Annotated in this window: 8 protein-coding genes; 3 read left to right on the plus strand and 5 right to left on the minus strand. The window is 39.3% G+C overall.

Annotation, left to right across the window (positions count from 1 at the left end; genetic code table 11):
• Positions 1 to 431 precede the first annotated feature (431 nt).
• Complete coding sequence (locus QNI15_RS03635) at positions 432 to 3,428, plus strand: beta-L-arabinofuranosidase domain-containing protein (protein ID WP_314030560.1); 2,997 nt, start codon at positions 432 to 434, stop codon at positions 3,426 to 3,428.
• Between the two features lie 219 nt (positions 3,429 to 3,647).
• Here QNI15_RS03635 and QNI15_RS03640 read toward each other — a convergent pair whose 3' ends face one another.
• The 5 genes from QNI15_RS03640 to QNI15_RS03660 form a co-directional block, all read right to left on the minus strand.
• On the minus strand, positions 3,648 to 4,787 hold the full coding sequence (locus QNI15_RS03640) for a BamA/TamA family outer membrane protein (RefSeq protein WP_314030562.1): 1,140 nt from the start codon (positions 4,785 to 4,787) through the stop codon (positions 3,648 to 3,650).
• 67 nt (positions 4,788 to 4,854) lie between these two features.
• Positions 4,855 to 7,401 carry a DUF5686 and carboxypeptidase-like regulatory domain-containing protein gene (locus QNI15_RS03645; RefSeq protein WP_314000910.1) on the minus strand — a complete coding sequence of 849 codons (2,547 nt, stop codon included), beginning with the start codon at positions 7,399 to 7,401 and terminating at the stop codon, positions 4,855 to 4,857.
• 1,229 nt (positions 7,402 to 8,630) lie between these two features.
• Positions 8,631 to 8,969: a YrdB family protein gene (locus QNI15_RS03650; RefSeq protein WP_314000912.1), complete on the minus strand. Its 339-nt coding sequence runs from the start codon at positions 8,967 to 8,969 to the stop codon at positions 8,631 to 8,633.
• A gap of 249 nt (positions 8,970 to 9,218) precedes the next feature.
• Positions 9,219 to 9,533, minus strand: a complete 315-nt coding sequence (locus tag QNI15_RS03655; protein ID WP_313982125.1) for a hypothetical protein — start codon at positions 9,531 to 9,533, stop codon at positions 9,219 to 9,221.
• 96 nt (positions 9,534 to 9,629) lie between these two features.
• Positions 9,630 to 11,141, minus strand: a complete 1,512-nt coding sequence (locus QNI15_RS03660) for a serine hydrolase domain-containing protein (protein WP_314000914.1) — start codon at positions 11,139 to 11,141, stop codon at positions 9,630 to 9,632.
• A 662-nt stretch (positions 11,142 to 11,803) separates the two neighbouring features.
• Between QNI15_RS03660 and QNI15_RS03665 the strand changes: the two genes are divergently transcribed.
• Both QNI15_RS03665 and QNI15_RS03670 read left to right on the plus strand, forming a co-directional pair.
• Entirely contained in the window at positions 11,804 to 12,439 is a 636-nt protein-coding gene (locus QNI15_RS03665; RefSeq protein WP_314000916.1) for a PH domain-containing protein, read from the plus strand.
• A 619-nt stretch (positions 12,440 to 13,058) separates the two neighbouring features.
• Complete coding sequence (locus QNI15_RS03670; RefSeq protein WP_314030563.1) at positions 13,059 to 14,363, plus strand: spondin domain-containing protein; 1,305 nt, start codon at positions 13,059 to 13,061, stop codon at positions 14,361 to 14,363.
• Positions 14,364 to 14,673: the final 310 nt, after the last annotated feature.

Genomic DNA, 14,673 nt, shown 5'->3' on the forward strand with positions numbered 1-14,673 from the left:
AAATACTATAGTGTACTCATATGGCAGTTCAGTAATACTATTCTCTTTTGTTTATATCATTTTAACTACCATGCCTAACCAAACACAGGTAATGAATTCGTGCGCAAAGAGGTAGCCTGTAAATTGCTGAAGTTAACGGTATATTTGTTTTATGTGCAGAATACATGTTAATATCCTATAATCAGTCGTTAAAATAAACGTATCGCAATATTCAGTTTAATCCTAGTTTTATAATGAATAAACTATTTACTAGATACACTGTTTTGCAAAAGTTCATTTTTTTGTTCTGAACGACTATAAGCGAAAAAAATTCAGTTAATACTCCTATTGCCAGATAAAAGTTATTGTTAAATGATTTACATATGAAAATGTACAAAGTATTCTTGTGTGCCACACTCTTTATTACTGTTTTGTCCCAGAGTTTTAACACTGTGCAGGCCCAAAATGGAGACCAGATACTAGATGGAATAGGGGAAACGGGAATGATTGCACGCTATGTATTTGATGGAGATGCCAAAGATTGGTCCCGAAATAATCTACATGCCAAAGTTCAAGGTAGTGGAGTCAAATTTGTAAATGACAATCGGTTTGGAAAAGTTTTGTCGCTCTCCGGAGAGAACAATACGTTTATTACAATTCCTGGAGAAGCATTAACAGATCTGGAATCAATTAGTATCTCAGGGTGGATCTATCTTCGTTCGAACCAGACCGGCCAACGTTTCTTTGATTTTGGAAAGGATGCTATCCACCATTTTTTTGCAGCTCCTGCTGGCACAACTACCCAGAAAGACTATCAGGCAGTGATAACCACAGAAAAAGCTACTAAAAGGGGGGCAGTTTCCACAGCTATCGAACAGAATAAGTGGGTTCACCTTGTTGTTGTGATAGATATTCCGTCAAAGTCGATGATCAGTTATGTAGATAGTAAGCCTGTCAGTGAAGCCAAAGATATCCCACTGGAATTAACAGATGTATTCGGAAAGCAAACAAAAGAAAAACTACTTTATATCGGAAAATCACTCGTGCCATCAGATCCTTATCTGAATGCTCTAATACACGATTTTCGTATCTATCGTGTCCCATTGACCAACAAACAGGTTGCCGACATTTATCGCAATGCACAAAAAGGACTCAATGTAGGTTCGGTAAATACGACGGCTAAGAAAGAAGATGACCTTCCACATTTTTCTCCAACAGAAGCCCAATTGTATACCGCCTATTTAACTCAGGTGGCTGATGTAAAAGTAGAAACAGAAACAGGAAATCTGCCAAGATTACCAAGTCATGTACCAGGAACGTACAAGAATAACCAAAAAGGTCCGGATGTACGTGTTATGTGGCCTGCTCCTATCGACAATACGGCAGTTAGTAAGCCTGGAACCTATACTGTGACTGGACATGTAGCAGGGACAAATTTTCAGCCGAAAGCATTTGTAACCATAAAAGATCCTGGCAAGTCTGCCACACCAGCTTTAAAACTGGAAACTTTTGATCTGGCCCAGGTTTCTCTAAAAGATGATCCTGCCGGACACGAAACAAAGTTTCTCGAAAATCGCGATAAATTTATACAAACACTCGCCAAGACAGATCCTAACTCCTTTCTCTATATGTTTCGCCATGCGTTTGGTCAGAAACAACCCGAAGGAGCCACACCTTTGGGAGTATGGGATAGCCAGGATACCAAACTAAGAGGACATGCTACAGGGCATTACCTTACAGCCATTGCACAAGCGTATGCAGGCACAGGATATGACAAGGCTCTTCAGGCCAATTTCTCCCAAAAGATGGAGTATATGGTAAACACCCTGTACGATTTAGCCCAACTATCCGGCAAGGCAAAACAAGCAGGTGGCGCACAGGTTTCAGATCCGACAGCAGTACCTTATGGACCGGGAAAATCAACCTACGACTCGGATCTTAGCGATGAAGGTATTCGTACCGATTACTGGAACTGGGGAAAAGGATTCATAAGTGCGTATCCTCCGGATCAATTTATTATGTTGGAAAAAGGAGCCAAGTATGGCGGACAGAAAACCCAGATTTGGGCACCATACTATACCTTGCATAAAATTCTGGCAGGTTTACTGGATGTATATGAAGTGAGCCATAATAAAAAAGCACTTGAAACAGCTATGGGCATGGGAAATTGGGTATATGCCCGCCTGAGCCAGGTGCCCACAGATACACTCATAAAAATGTGGAATACCTACATTGCCGGTGAGTTTGGAGGCATGAATGAAGTAATGGCCCGCATGTACCGGATTACAGGTAAGCAGGAGTATCTGAAAACAGCACAACTATTTGATAATATCCGGGTGTTCTTTGGTGATGCAAATCATTCACATGGACTGGCTAAAAATGTAGATATGTTTCGTGGATTGCACGCCAATCAACATGTACCTCAGATTGTAGGAAGTATTGAAATGTATCGGGTTTCTCAAGATCCTGATTATTACAAGATAGCCGATAACTTCTGGTATAAAGCAGTTAATGATTATATGTATAGCATTGGAGGCATTGCCGGTGCCCGTAATCCTGCCAATGCCGAATGTTTCATTAGTCAGCCGGGCACACTGTATGAAAACGGATTCTCATCTGAAGGACAAAACGAAACCTGTGCTACCTACAACATGTTAAAACTGACCAGCAACCTGTTTCTGTTTGACCAGCGGGGAGAGCTTATGGATTATTACGAACGTGCATTGTATAACCATATACTTGCTTCGGTAGATAAAGATAGCCCTGCCAATACATACCACGTACCACTCAGACCAGGATCTGTCAAACAATTTAGTAATGCACATATGACAGGTTTTACCTGTTGCAATGGTACAGCCCTAGAGAGTAGTACTAAATTACAAAATTCAATCTACTTTAAAAGCAAAGACAACCAGGCACTTTATATCAACCTATACATCCCGTCAACACTGAAGTGGAAAGAACGCAATATAACAGTGGATCAATCAACGAATTTTCCAAAGGAAGACAATACTCGTCTGACTATTAAGGGTAGTGGAAAGTTTGATATCAATGTGCGTGTGCCAGGCTGGGCTACCAAAGGTTTTAATGTAAAAATTAATGGCAAAGAGCAAAAACTTCAGACTAAGCCTGGCAGCTATCTGACAATAAGCCGTACATGGAAAGATGGTGATACAATAGAACTACAAATGCCTTTTCAGTTTCATCTGGACCCGGTTATGGATCAGCAGAATATAGCGAGCTTGTTTTATGGACCTATATTGCTGGCAGCTCAGGAGCCCGAAGCAAGAAAGGACTGGCACAAAATAACCCTGGATGCTGAAGATCTAAGCAAGTCCATACAAGGTGATCCCAAGCAGTTAGAATTTACTATTAATGGAGTAGTGTTTAAACCCTTTTATGAAACCTATGGACGTCATTCGGTTTACCTGGATGTGACCTTAAAATAGATCAAACTGTTGTTTGAAAAAGAGTTACTAAATCCTAAAGCCGATCCTTTGAAAGATCGGCTTTGTCGTTTATCTCTTCCATGTTTGTTTACAATGCAATTCATAGTCAAAGAGATCACGCTACTTGTTGCTGCATTCAAAAATCCCCAATTGTGGGAGCTAATCAGGTACAAAAAACTGGCAGGAAACAACAATTCCTTTAAAGTATTCCCGCTCTGGTTAAAATGCCTCTGCTATACTCACATAAAACCCATTCGATTTTCGTCCGGCAGCGGCATCCAGGCGAATGCTGAAGTTCTCTTTTCGAAGCATTTTCACCCGAATTCCTCCTCCAACAGATCCTTTTAAACCTGTAAAATCCATCTCACCAAGTGTTGCAGCAACTTTTCCTACACCTCCAAAAACAGCTACCCCGAACCGGGGCCAGATAAAGTAACGCAACTCTCCCTGAATGACCCAGGCATGGTTATCACGAAATCGTCCGGTATAATATCCTCTCAGTGTCCGGTTACCTCCTATTTGCGCCATTTGTTTAAAGGGTGTTTGGCCCTCATTGATGTTAACCAGTATCTGTGCTGCCAATGTAAGTTGTCTCGTAAAAGAATAATATTTACGCAGATCAAGTTTATAGTAATGAAAGCGGGAGTTCCCACCCAGAAAAGAGTTGTAGTATAGATTGGACAACTCCAGATATCCCCCTCTCGAAGCTGATAATACATTATCCCGACTATCATAAAGTAGTATCAATCCCAAACCCGAGGAAGTACTTCCGTTGAATCCGGTTACATTGCCTTCGTTATATTGGGAATTCGCATCGAAGTGAACGTCAAATACTTTATAGAATTGATATTGCAATCCGGCAAACCATCTTTTATGAATCTTTCGAAGTACCCTATTATGAAATTGAAGTGTTTTATAATCAATAAATTCTCTATTATGCATCTGATCATTGCGGTAGTTTCCTACACCAAAAAAGTAATCAGGGAACTTTGAATACACAAAGCCACCATTAATGATATAATTTTCATTGTGTGTAAAAATGGTATAGGTTGGGTCAATAAGCAGTTGTTTACGCTGAGTATATACAATTGAAAAATCAATAGCAGAAACACGTGCAGAAGTATTGACTCTAAATAAAAATAAATTTAGTATACCAAAAGATGTTTTGGTTTCAGGTGTATAATACAAGGTAGGCAAGGGTAGAACTTTCATTTTAAATATGTTCGTATCTTTGCCTGCTCCTGTAAGGGTATCTTTAGCAGTCTGAGCATAGGTACCAATGGAAGCACAGGAGATAAGTACACTAAAAACAAACCCAATAACAGTCCATAGATAGCAGCTATTTGCTATTTTATTCATTGTTTTAAATAAGTTCAGGAAGCCTTTTATTTACATACTATAAGTATAATACAATAGTGCTACTGCTTTAAAAATGAAAATGTACAGATGCTTTAACTCCAAATGGATGGACATGTGGATGGTTAAGGTATGTGAGTCGGTGAAAGGCTTGTATACGCAATACCCGGAAGATATTATCAATGCCATATCCCACTTCTACATAGGGAACAGAAGGTCTGAGCCTGCCAAATTCAAGTATCCGGTTTTCATCCGGATCAGTTGCCGGAACTACATTTTTATTTTCAGACCGTTGTCCACCATATAAAATATTGGCAGAGGCAACTAACCGCCATCTGAGTTTCTGTATAACTGGAATACGATTAAATAACCAGCCTTCAAAATTATGATCCCACATCAGCGAGGCATACTTATCGCTGACAAACTCAAAGAACCCCATCATGTTATAGGAAAAGCGGTTATAGAGTGGATTACGGACTCCCCCTCCTCCCAAATGTGTAAATAATAGCGGATAAGGCAAGCGGGAAGGGGTATATCCTACTGAAAGCCGATAATTAGAACGGCCAAACTGGCCTATCCTTAATGTCTGAAAAGCAGAAGCATAGAACTTATCATAACTAAAATCCCCTCCTAAAAAGCCCCTTATCCCTCTTGTATACCGGAAGGTAAGCACAGGCGTACGTTTGGTCCCCAACGTAAGACGCTCATTTCCATCCATCACATAGGTCTCATTTTTAGCCATACGTAGTTCAAGCTCTAGGCGATTGTCTTGAAATTCATTCCTCAGATGTGCATCGCCATTAATAGGATAGTAGCCAAAATTATAATAAGGCAAGCCAACAGGATTAAAGTGATTTCCCACAAAAGCAGCAGAAAGTATGATTCCTTTTACAGGTTCAGATTTGATAAACACCTTATTCTCTGTCTGGTAATAACTGCCTCGCGACCCAAAACGAGTGAAAGCATAAAATAGTTTGTTATTCCCGATTATTTCCTGTGTAATGCCTACCCGCTCAATATCAAAGGAATGACTCATGCCGATGACTGTCCACCGACGACGCGATAAGATATGGTTGATTTCTCCGGCATATTTAAGTTTATGATCAGAAAACCCATACCCCATATATCCCCGTAAAATCCAACGTTTACTAAAATCGGTATTCGTACGGAAGCCGACACGGGTTCGAACTCCCTCCACAGGATTATAAGCAATCATACTCAGATAGGGTCCAATATCGAGTATGCCCACCTTTTTCCAGCCATTGACAGCCAGATCCACTATCTGTACATATGTACGTACTACGGGTATATCTCGTACTGAATCAATCATCGCCAATGCTTGTTGATCTTCTGCACTAAGCGAATCATGACGAGCTTCGGCCCAGTATTGTGCCGTATGGTCAGCAAAATCTTCGGCCATCTCTACAGGCAAATCATAAAAGCTCAAAGGCTTAGGCTGATTGACAACCATGTTTCGGTTGGATACATATAGCTTGGCCAGCATCCCGGCTGAATTTTTAGAAACCTCAGCAATGTCAAAGGTTGTCCTGATTTTGGCAGGCAGCCAGGCACCTTCGGCCGTAGGCTGCATTTCCTGTTGAATTTTAATTTTTTCAATATAATTCAGGTTGGCTTGTCTGCCAATAGCAGCATCAATGCGGTATAAGGCATGGGTTTTCTTGTCAATCCACATCTTACCGGTAAAAGCCAGATCCTGTGCCACTTTAGGTTCAAATTCAATCTCATAGCAAAATACGCTATCCATCCATAAGCTATCAGCTAGAAAATATTTATACACACCTTTCCAGTTTTCGCCAATGGGAGAAGCAAAATCCTTCTGGACAATATTCACATAGCTTTCATAGAAGTTATAGTTTTGGAATGAGTTTCCAATCAACTGAGAAACAAAGCTTCCATCTTTTACTCCTACTCCTGACACTTTGGTTTTGCGGATATATTCCTTTTTCCGTTGGGGAGAATTTATATAGTACACATCCGATATGGATTCAGACAAAAACATAGGTAGTACCGGCTGACCATCCTCCCCAGCAAGTTTATCAAATTCATCAATTACCTTGGTAATCTTTTTGACTATTTTTTTCTTTTTAAATTTTTCGGAAAGGTTATCTACATCTACTTCTATTTTACTATACGTTTCATATTGGTACGCAGCCAGTCGTTTGGGATCATTGTGAAACCGATTTTCCCTAACCCGTCTTAGTACGGCAAAAGCAGGATTTTCACCTGCACTTACCACAACCTCGATAAGTTGTGTAACAGAAGGAGCTAGCTGTATATTGATTGTCTGGGTTGCCTGACTTGGATCAATGGCCTTTGTCTTAATAGTATATCCTACGGATGTGATAATGAGCGAATCTGTCAACTTTTTGGTTTTAATCGTATAAAATCCTTCAAAGGAAGTACTCGCACCGATAGGAGTTCCTTTCAGGGCTATGCTGGCAAATGGAATGGGATCACCTGTCTGGGCATCGGTGACTTTTCCAGTTATGGTATACTGTGCCTGCAGAGGATTACAAAGGAAGGAAAATAGTGTAATGATAAAACAAAATAATACGCCTGGCAGTTGTTGTCTCAACCAGCAGAAAATCAATTGCATAAATGTATAATTAGAATTAAACGGTTTTTCATAGTTGGTTGTATGTATCAACCTATAGTTGCAAGAAAATCTGTGAATGTTGTTTCCTATATAGTAGAAAAACTCTTATCCGTTTTTAAAATATACTCATCATCATACCTACCTAAAAGCACTAACTGCTGAGCCTCACCTACATATTGAGTTACATTTCATTTTTATTGGTAAGTGGTATTACTTGTGCAAAATAAGGGCAATTAAACTGCTCAGGATTGTCATATTGACTGAACTAGCGAAAACTATCCATGAAAAGACAAATTCGTGTTCCGAATTGAAATTATCTTTAACAACGTCATAACTATAGGATCATAGCTCTAATAGGTTGTCTAGAATCACACATAATGACATTTTCGACTGGGATCTGTTAAGAAACTGGAACATTTCACCTCTTTGTGTCCTTTTCAATTGGAAGAATTGTCGTTTATTGAATTATTTTAGAAGCCCTTACTGAGTAAGTATTCAGGAAGTTGTTGTTTGTTTTTAACTTTTAAAGCACACAATGAATTAAACAATCTGATAAGCGCCCATTGATCTGTTCAATTGCCAACTAAACTGATCGAATCCTATCTGGTTTGAGATGTATTCATTTCAGAATATTCGCTTTTTAATTCACCCTCCAATTTCGTTAACCCAATCTAATTCATAGACAATCACCCGACAATTTCATATATCTTTATTCAGTAACTCATAAAACTGACACTAAGCCTAAAAAACAAAATCTTTATCATTCCCATTTAGGATCTTGGATGGTCTAATAATCTTTATTGCACATGCACTTTCAAAGACACATAAGCCACTACCTTGGAAAACCAAGGTTAAACAGCAACAAATATCATTAATAGTTTTTTGAGAAAAAAATGTATGTAAGTATATTACTAAAAGGATATTTTCTTAAAAAAGTATACACATTTCATCACCTCGCCCAATACAAAAGAACTAATGAAAGTAGATCGTTCTTTTTATAGGGCAATACACTAACTACAAAACAAGACATAAAAACAAGAGGATTTCAATAAACTTCTGACCGTATCTGTAGGTAGCCCTTACGTTCTATACAGGAGAGGTATTTGCCATGGTTTTACTTTCTTTTGGAGAGGTCTGGTCATATCAGGGAATAACACTTACGCTCCATCTAGTATCATTCACACCGCTTATTTCAAACAACGGTTGTATAAGCTTAGAACAAACCCAATTTACTGCTTCCACCAATACGCTAGCCCTTGACAGATACATGCTACCAGCCCAAAGACAATGGCTAGTCGGAAATGCTGCGTACGATACAACAAAAAAGTAGTCATGCCAAAAAGAGCCAGTGCTACTATAGCCCGATAAGGAATTGGTAAACGGTGTTCAGACCGAGGTGCCAGATATATTCCCCAAATAATGACGGCTATCAACGGTAATCCAATCGCTAAAATATATTTCCAAAAGGTTTGACTGCTTTGAAAACCTGTATATCCCAAAGCGGCCAGCATACTCAACTCCAATAGAAAATAAACGATCTTGTTCAATCCCTTCAATAGTTCCAGCATACTAATTGTACAAGTGTGTTAGATTAATCATACAACTGCCTCAAGTAGTAAGGATAGTTCTAACTCATGCACTCTAAGTTGGCTTTTTTTCCTACACAGTAGACCATCCGGCAATCTAAATTCTGCTCCTGTCGTTGGTATTCTCACTAACGAGCTTTCACCATCATTCAACTTGGCTATAATACCAATGAGAATATCAACGAGGAAAAAATGAAATATCAAACATGTAAATCAACCATAACTAAACTGTTATTCTATGACAATTCTTTTACAGTAAAAGGTCAAAGAATCTTCTAAGATTTGAATATGATAATTCTTATTCTCAAGCTGAGCGGAAGTAATATCATCTATGACGATAATAGATGAACTATAATTGAGACCGGTTCCCCATTCGCTTTCAAGATGTACTCCAGAAACTGTTTCAAAAATAATCTTTCTTTCTACTAAGTCTTTTGAGAATCCGCATATTTCGATCCATAATTCACCATCTGGATTCGTATAATTGTGTAAACAAACTTTTGTTATCCTATAAAATGACATTGCGAATTCATGTATATTTTGCATTGTATTTGGCTAAAAGTATTGATTTCGATTTCCCATCGTTGATATTATCACCAATGATGGGAAAATCATAGAGACAACCAAAATCTTTGTACAGGTCTACTTTTTATCTGGTAGTAATTCTGCCAATGCTTGTTCAGCTCCTTTATTTTTCGGGTTTAGTTCTAGTGATTTATGGTACATCAGAATAGATTCTTGCCGTCGTCCAACGGCTTTTAACACCTGGGCGTAACTATCGTAAACGTTCCAGCTAGCAGAATACAAAATCGTATTTAATCGCAAGACTTCCAAACCTGCCGGTTGATACCCCTGATAGAACAGTTGGAGCCCCTGCCGATTCATCTCCTGCTCATTCAGATAATAATGCGCTGTATCGGTTTTATGTATGTTGAGTTTAGCCAGAGCCTCTTCAGCATTGGTCTTGAACAGCGTTCGGGTATAGAGGTTTGCCAGAGATTGTTTGTTCCCTGTCGGAGAGCCACCATTTAACACCTCAAACAAATAAACCCCAATAGGATGAGTGCCACGATGCGTTACATTGTTGAGCAGAATCACCGTTTGGTCTTTGGTGATATTACGTAGAAACAACGTAACAGCTCCAGGCATACCTCCACTATGAAAAACTACTTTACCATATGTTGTATCTTTTAAAATCATCCAACCCAGCCCATAATAAGCGTCCGTTTTCCCCCAACCGGCTGTGGCTAGCTCCTGATTAGCGAGTCGGGTGGGTGTCAAGGCTTCCTGTAAGGTGGAAGGCTTGAGTAATTTAGAACCATACAGCGCCCGATCAAATAAGAGCAAGTCGCTGGTAGTACTAATCACATTGCCCGGCCCGATTATTCCACCCAGATTATACAACTCAATGCGGTTGTGGGGTAGGGAATCAACCCGATACCGAATCCAGGGAGCATAGGAAGGATAATCGTACCCTTTCACCCGATGTTTGTCTGCTACCTTCAAAATCGGGGTATTGACATAGGTGTGGTTCATACCCGCTGGCTGAAAGATGTACTTAGTTAAGTAAGACGGAAAGGAAAGCCCACTCACCTTTTCCACGATTAAAGCCAGTAAACCATAGCCGCTATTGGAATAGCTCCACTTTTCTCCGGGTTTAAATAGAATGGCTTTATCATCCTGATTAATGGCAGGCACTAAATCAGCAATGGTAAATTGTTTAGCAGTGTCGGCTGCATAGGGCTTTTCCAACATTTGAAAGTCGGTTAATCCAGACGTATGAGAAAGTAAATGCCGAATGGTTATATCCGAATACCTGAAAGTGGGAAGATAGGTTTTCACTGGATCATCCAGCTTGAGTTTTCTTTTCTGCTTCAACTGAAGAATAGCCACCGAGGTAAATAGTTTAGAGACTGAGGCTAATTGAAAAGCAGAGTGCTCATCCACAGGCACGTGATTTCTCACATCCGCCAACCCTAGTGACTTCTGGTAGATGATGGCTCCTTTTTGGGCGATCAGGATATTACCTGCCAGCTCATAATTGGCAAACTGCTTTGTCACTAAGCTATCAATCTGTTGCAGATGGTGCTGAGCATAAAGGGGATTTGAAGAAATAAAACAAGTAATGGTCAAGATAAAAATCAATGTTTTCATAAGGCAGTTTTATAGTACGAAACATATAGTACGAAACAATTCGTATCATCTCACTACAATGCTTGTGCCATCACTGAAAACAGGGATTTATCTATCAATATGGCGTACTAACCCTCTCCTACTTGTCCGGATTCGGACAAATAGTATTCGTTTCTGAACAGTTATTAAAGATTTGTAGGCTCGATATCAGATTTACGAACTGTCAACTTATTTCAGGACGGGACAAGGCTGTTATCACCAGTAAAGATGTTCTTCTATTCTGAGTAGCTCCGGTAATATGAGATATAAAACATATTCTTTCTTATCTGAGGAAAATTAAGAAGTTACCTTTTACGTGTTTTAAATATACATCTGTAAAATTGAAAACACATGTTTTTATATGTGTAGAATCAAAAAGAAAATCGTGAGATACATAATGAAAGCTTATGATTAAGACAGCAGATCCAGTCATTGATGAACTTGAAAGGCAGACAAAAAAGCATTAGGCATAACAAAAGTATTGCTACATTAGGGCATGACGAAAGTAAAATTAGTAATAGTGCACATTCAAACTTTATATTCGGCTGACAAAATACTAATTCCAACCCTTTGGTAATACCTGGTCGTTGGCTGTCAGGTTATGAGTAATACTAAACAGAATAAATCATTTAGAAATTAAAAATATGAGTAACGCTTTTGATAAAAATTTACTTCCAGAATTTGATAGTGTCAAAGACAATAACGAAGATATTTTGTGGATAGGAAAACCCAAATTTATTCCCTACATTTTTTCAGGACTTGGAGCAGCACTTTTTACACTTGCATTTGGGATTGTTTGGCTGTTAACAACTATAAACTTTAAAAATGATGAAGAAAATAGTGCAAGCCCATTTTTTTGGTTATTTGGCCTCATTCCATTAATACAAGGCCTTTATGTGTTTCTAAACAGACTATTTTCATTTTCAAACACAGCTTATGGCTACTCAAACAAAAGAGTAATGATGAGAACAGGTTTTATTGGAACTGACTTTAAAACAATTGACTACGACAAAATTTCTGATATTGAAGTAACAGTAAATGTAATTGAAAGAATGTATAATGTTGGAACTATTAGATTTTTTAGTGGTAGGACACATACTGACGAAGGGAACACAACAAAACTTTATGACACCTGGTGTGCAATTGAAAATCCTTATGAAGTTTTCAAATTAGTTAAACAAACCTCAGTAGATATTAAAACAGATTTTAATTATCCAAACGCATTAAGACCAGAGACAAATCCAGGTTATAAAACTAAATATGACAGAAAAGAAGATTAAAAACATACAACCCATAAAGTACGAATAGCTAAGAAGGGTTTGCCGAGATGAGGTAGATGTGCTCAATTGAACATTCGTACTTCTATTTCCCATTGTTATTTGGGCATTATACTCCAAGGCAGCTTCCAGAAAGTTTGTCACATCATGGTGTGTAGATCCCACTCCCAAGCTAAACCTGGATGCTATGTTGAAATGAATTTTGCTCTTCCCTACCGGACTCCATCAAAGCGCCTTCGGAGTAAAATACCCTGAAGGACGAAAAAAGAAATTGTCTCTTTAAACTGGAAAACTCCTTATACCTATTGGACTTTCAAGGTCGGAACAGGGTTGACCCGAGCCACCTTTCAGATGACAAAACTTGTTGTGGCAAAACCAATCAGAAAGATCAATAAACCACATAGCCGTAAAAACGAATACATTAATTTTATGCTATTCCTCAGAAAGGAAGGGATACTACTTTCTCCTACTTACAAAAGTCGTTTAGGATACAACAATAGAAAACACCAAAAATAAATACAAATCCTCTCACTATCCTCACCTGTAATCATCTTTACATTTTTTTACAGAAGATTTGTAAGGAAAACAATTCCATCCCGACAAAGAAGGAAAAACATTCCTTATGAACTATTTTCAAAACATCAGCCGCTGGGCAGTAGTGGCATTTTTAGCATGTAATCTTTCAGCTTGTAAAGATGATAATAACAATGCTGTAACACCATCACAACAAACAACTATCACTGTAGAGAATGTGCTCAACTCAAAACCCTTGGTAGAGTCAGGTACTTTTCAGGGAACGGGCTCTCCAGCTGTGATTCTTCCGGGACAGATGGTTAGCATTTCGTTTTCGGCAGCCAAGGGAGAGGCAATCACCTTCGCTACCATGTATGGCTGGTCCAATGACTTGTTTTTTGCCCCAGCAAACCCAGGTATTTTGCTATATGACTCCAATGGAATGCCAATAGAAGGAGATGTTTCTGCACAGATTAAATTATGGGACAATGGTACACGAATCAATCAAAAGCCAGGATCTACAGTGAACCATCCGGGCACTGTAGACAGCCAGTCTGTTACAGAAGTAAACGGTTCGGATGCACAAGGCAATGCCTATCTTCCTGCGTCCAAACTGGTAAAAGCTACCCTGCAATACAAAGGTAATTCTCAGTTTACCCTTACCCTTGAAAACATCTCTGGTGGCACAGCCAACGAAACACCTCTTAGTCCCGGTGTATGGGCGGTTTCGTATATAGTTGGGGGAAACCTGTTGGATGCGAATCCTCTCTACACCAGTGGACAGCCTACAGCCAATGGGTTGACCAATATTGCAGAGGCTGGTGACAATTCTGTATTGAGTACTTATATCAAAGGTATGACAGGTATTTTTACACCTCTTTCACCTGTGCTGGTAGTGGTTTACAATGGAATAGATAATCCTATCTACAAGACAGGTGAAGTGGATCGGGGACAAGGTCTGAAACCGTTGGCTCAGCAAGGCAACGCAGATACACTAGCGGCTTATCTGAAAGGAAAACCTGGGATTAAAGCTGTGTATGTATTGCCAGCTCCCAGTACCAAAGTCTTGCTTCCTGTTATTGGCAATCAACAGGGTGGAATGGTTTCACAGCAGATCTCTGTTTCAGCGGGAGATAGAATAGCTATTGCCACGATGTATGGCTTTTCCAACGACTGGTTCTTTGCGTCGGCTGATAATGGAGTGGATGCCACCACAAAAGGAGATATTACCTCCACGATCAAACTCTATGATGATGGCACAGCCATTAATCAGTTTCCAGGAGCCGGAATCACTCAGTTTAATCTGGCAGGTACACCTTTAAAAGAGTCCCAAGCCATTGCGGAAGTACCGAATCCCAATGCGTTTACAACACTGCCTGCCATAACAGATATACTTAAAGTGACACTTCAGTAAATCACATGGATATAATCAGAAAAGGGTAAGACATATTGCCCAATATGAGTCATTCGCAATTTTAGATGAAAGTTTGTTTTACAAGATCAGCGCCTATTCTTTTGAAAAGAGTATAGGCGCTGATTGATTTTTGACACATTTCTCTTCCTGAGTTGGTTTATTGTCCCTTTCATCATTCTTCCATTGACCTCTTACTTTTTTGCTTGCCCAAAAAAGTAAGCAAAAAAAGGCACTTTTCTCCGATCCTTCCCCCCACAGGCCAAAGGCCAACCTCGCGGAGAAAAGAAGCCCTACGCACCTACACGGCCAC

Origin of the sequence: Xanthocytophaga flava (assembly GCF_030068545.1) — a bacterium.
In the GTDB taxonomy this organism is placed as follows: Bacteria; Bacteroidota; Bacteroidia; order Cytophagales; family 172606-1; genus Xanthocytophaga; species Xanthocytophaga flava.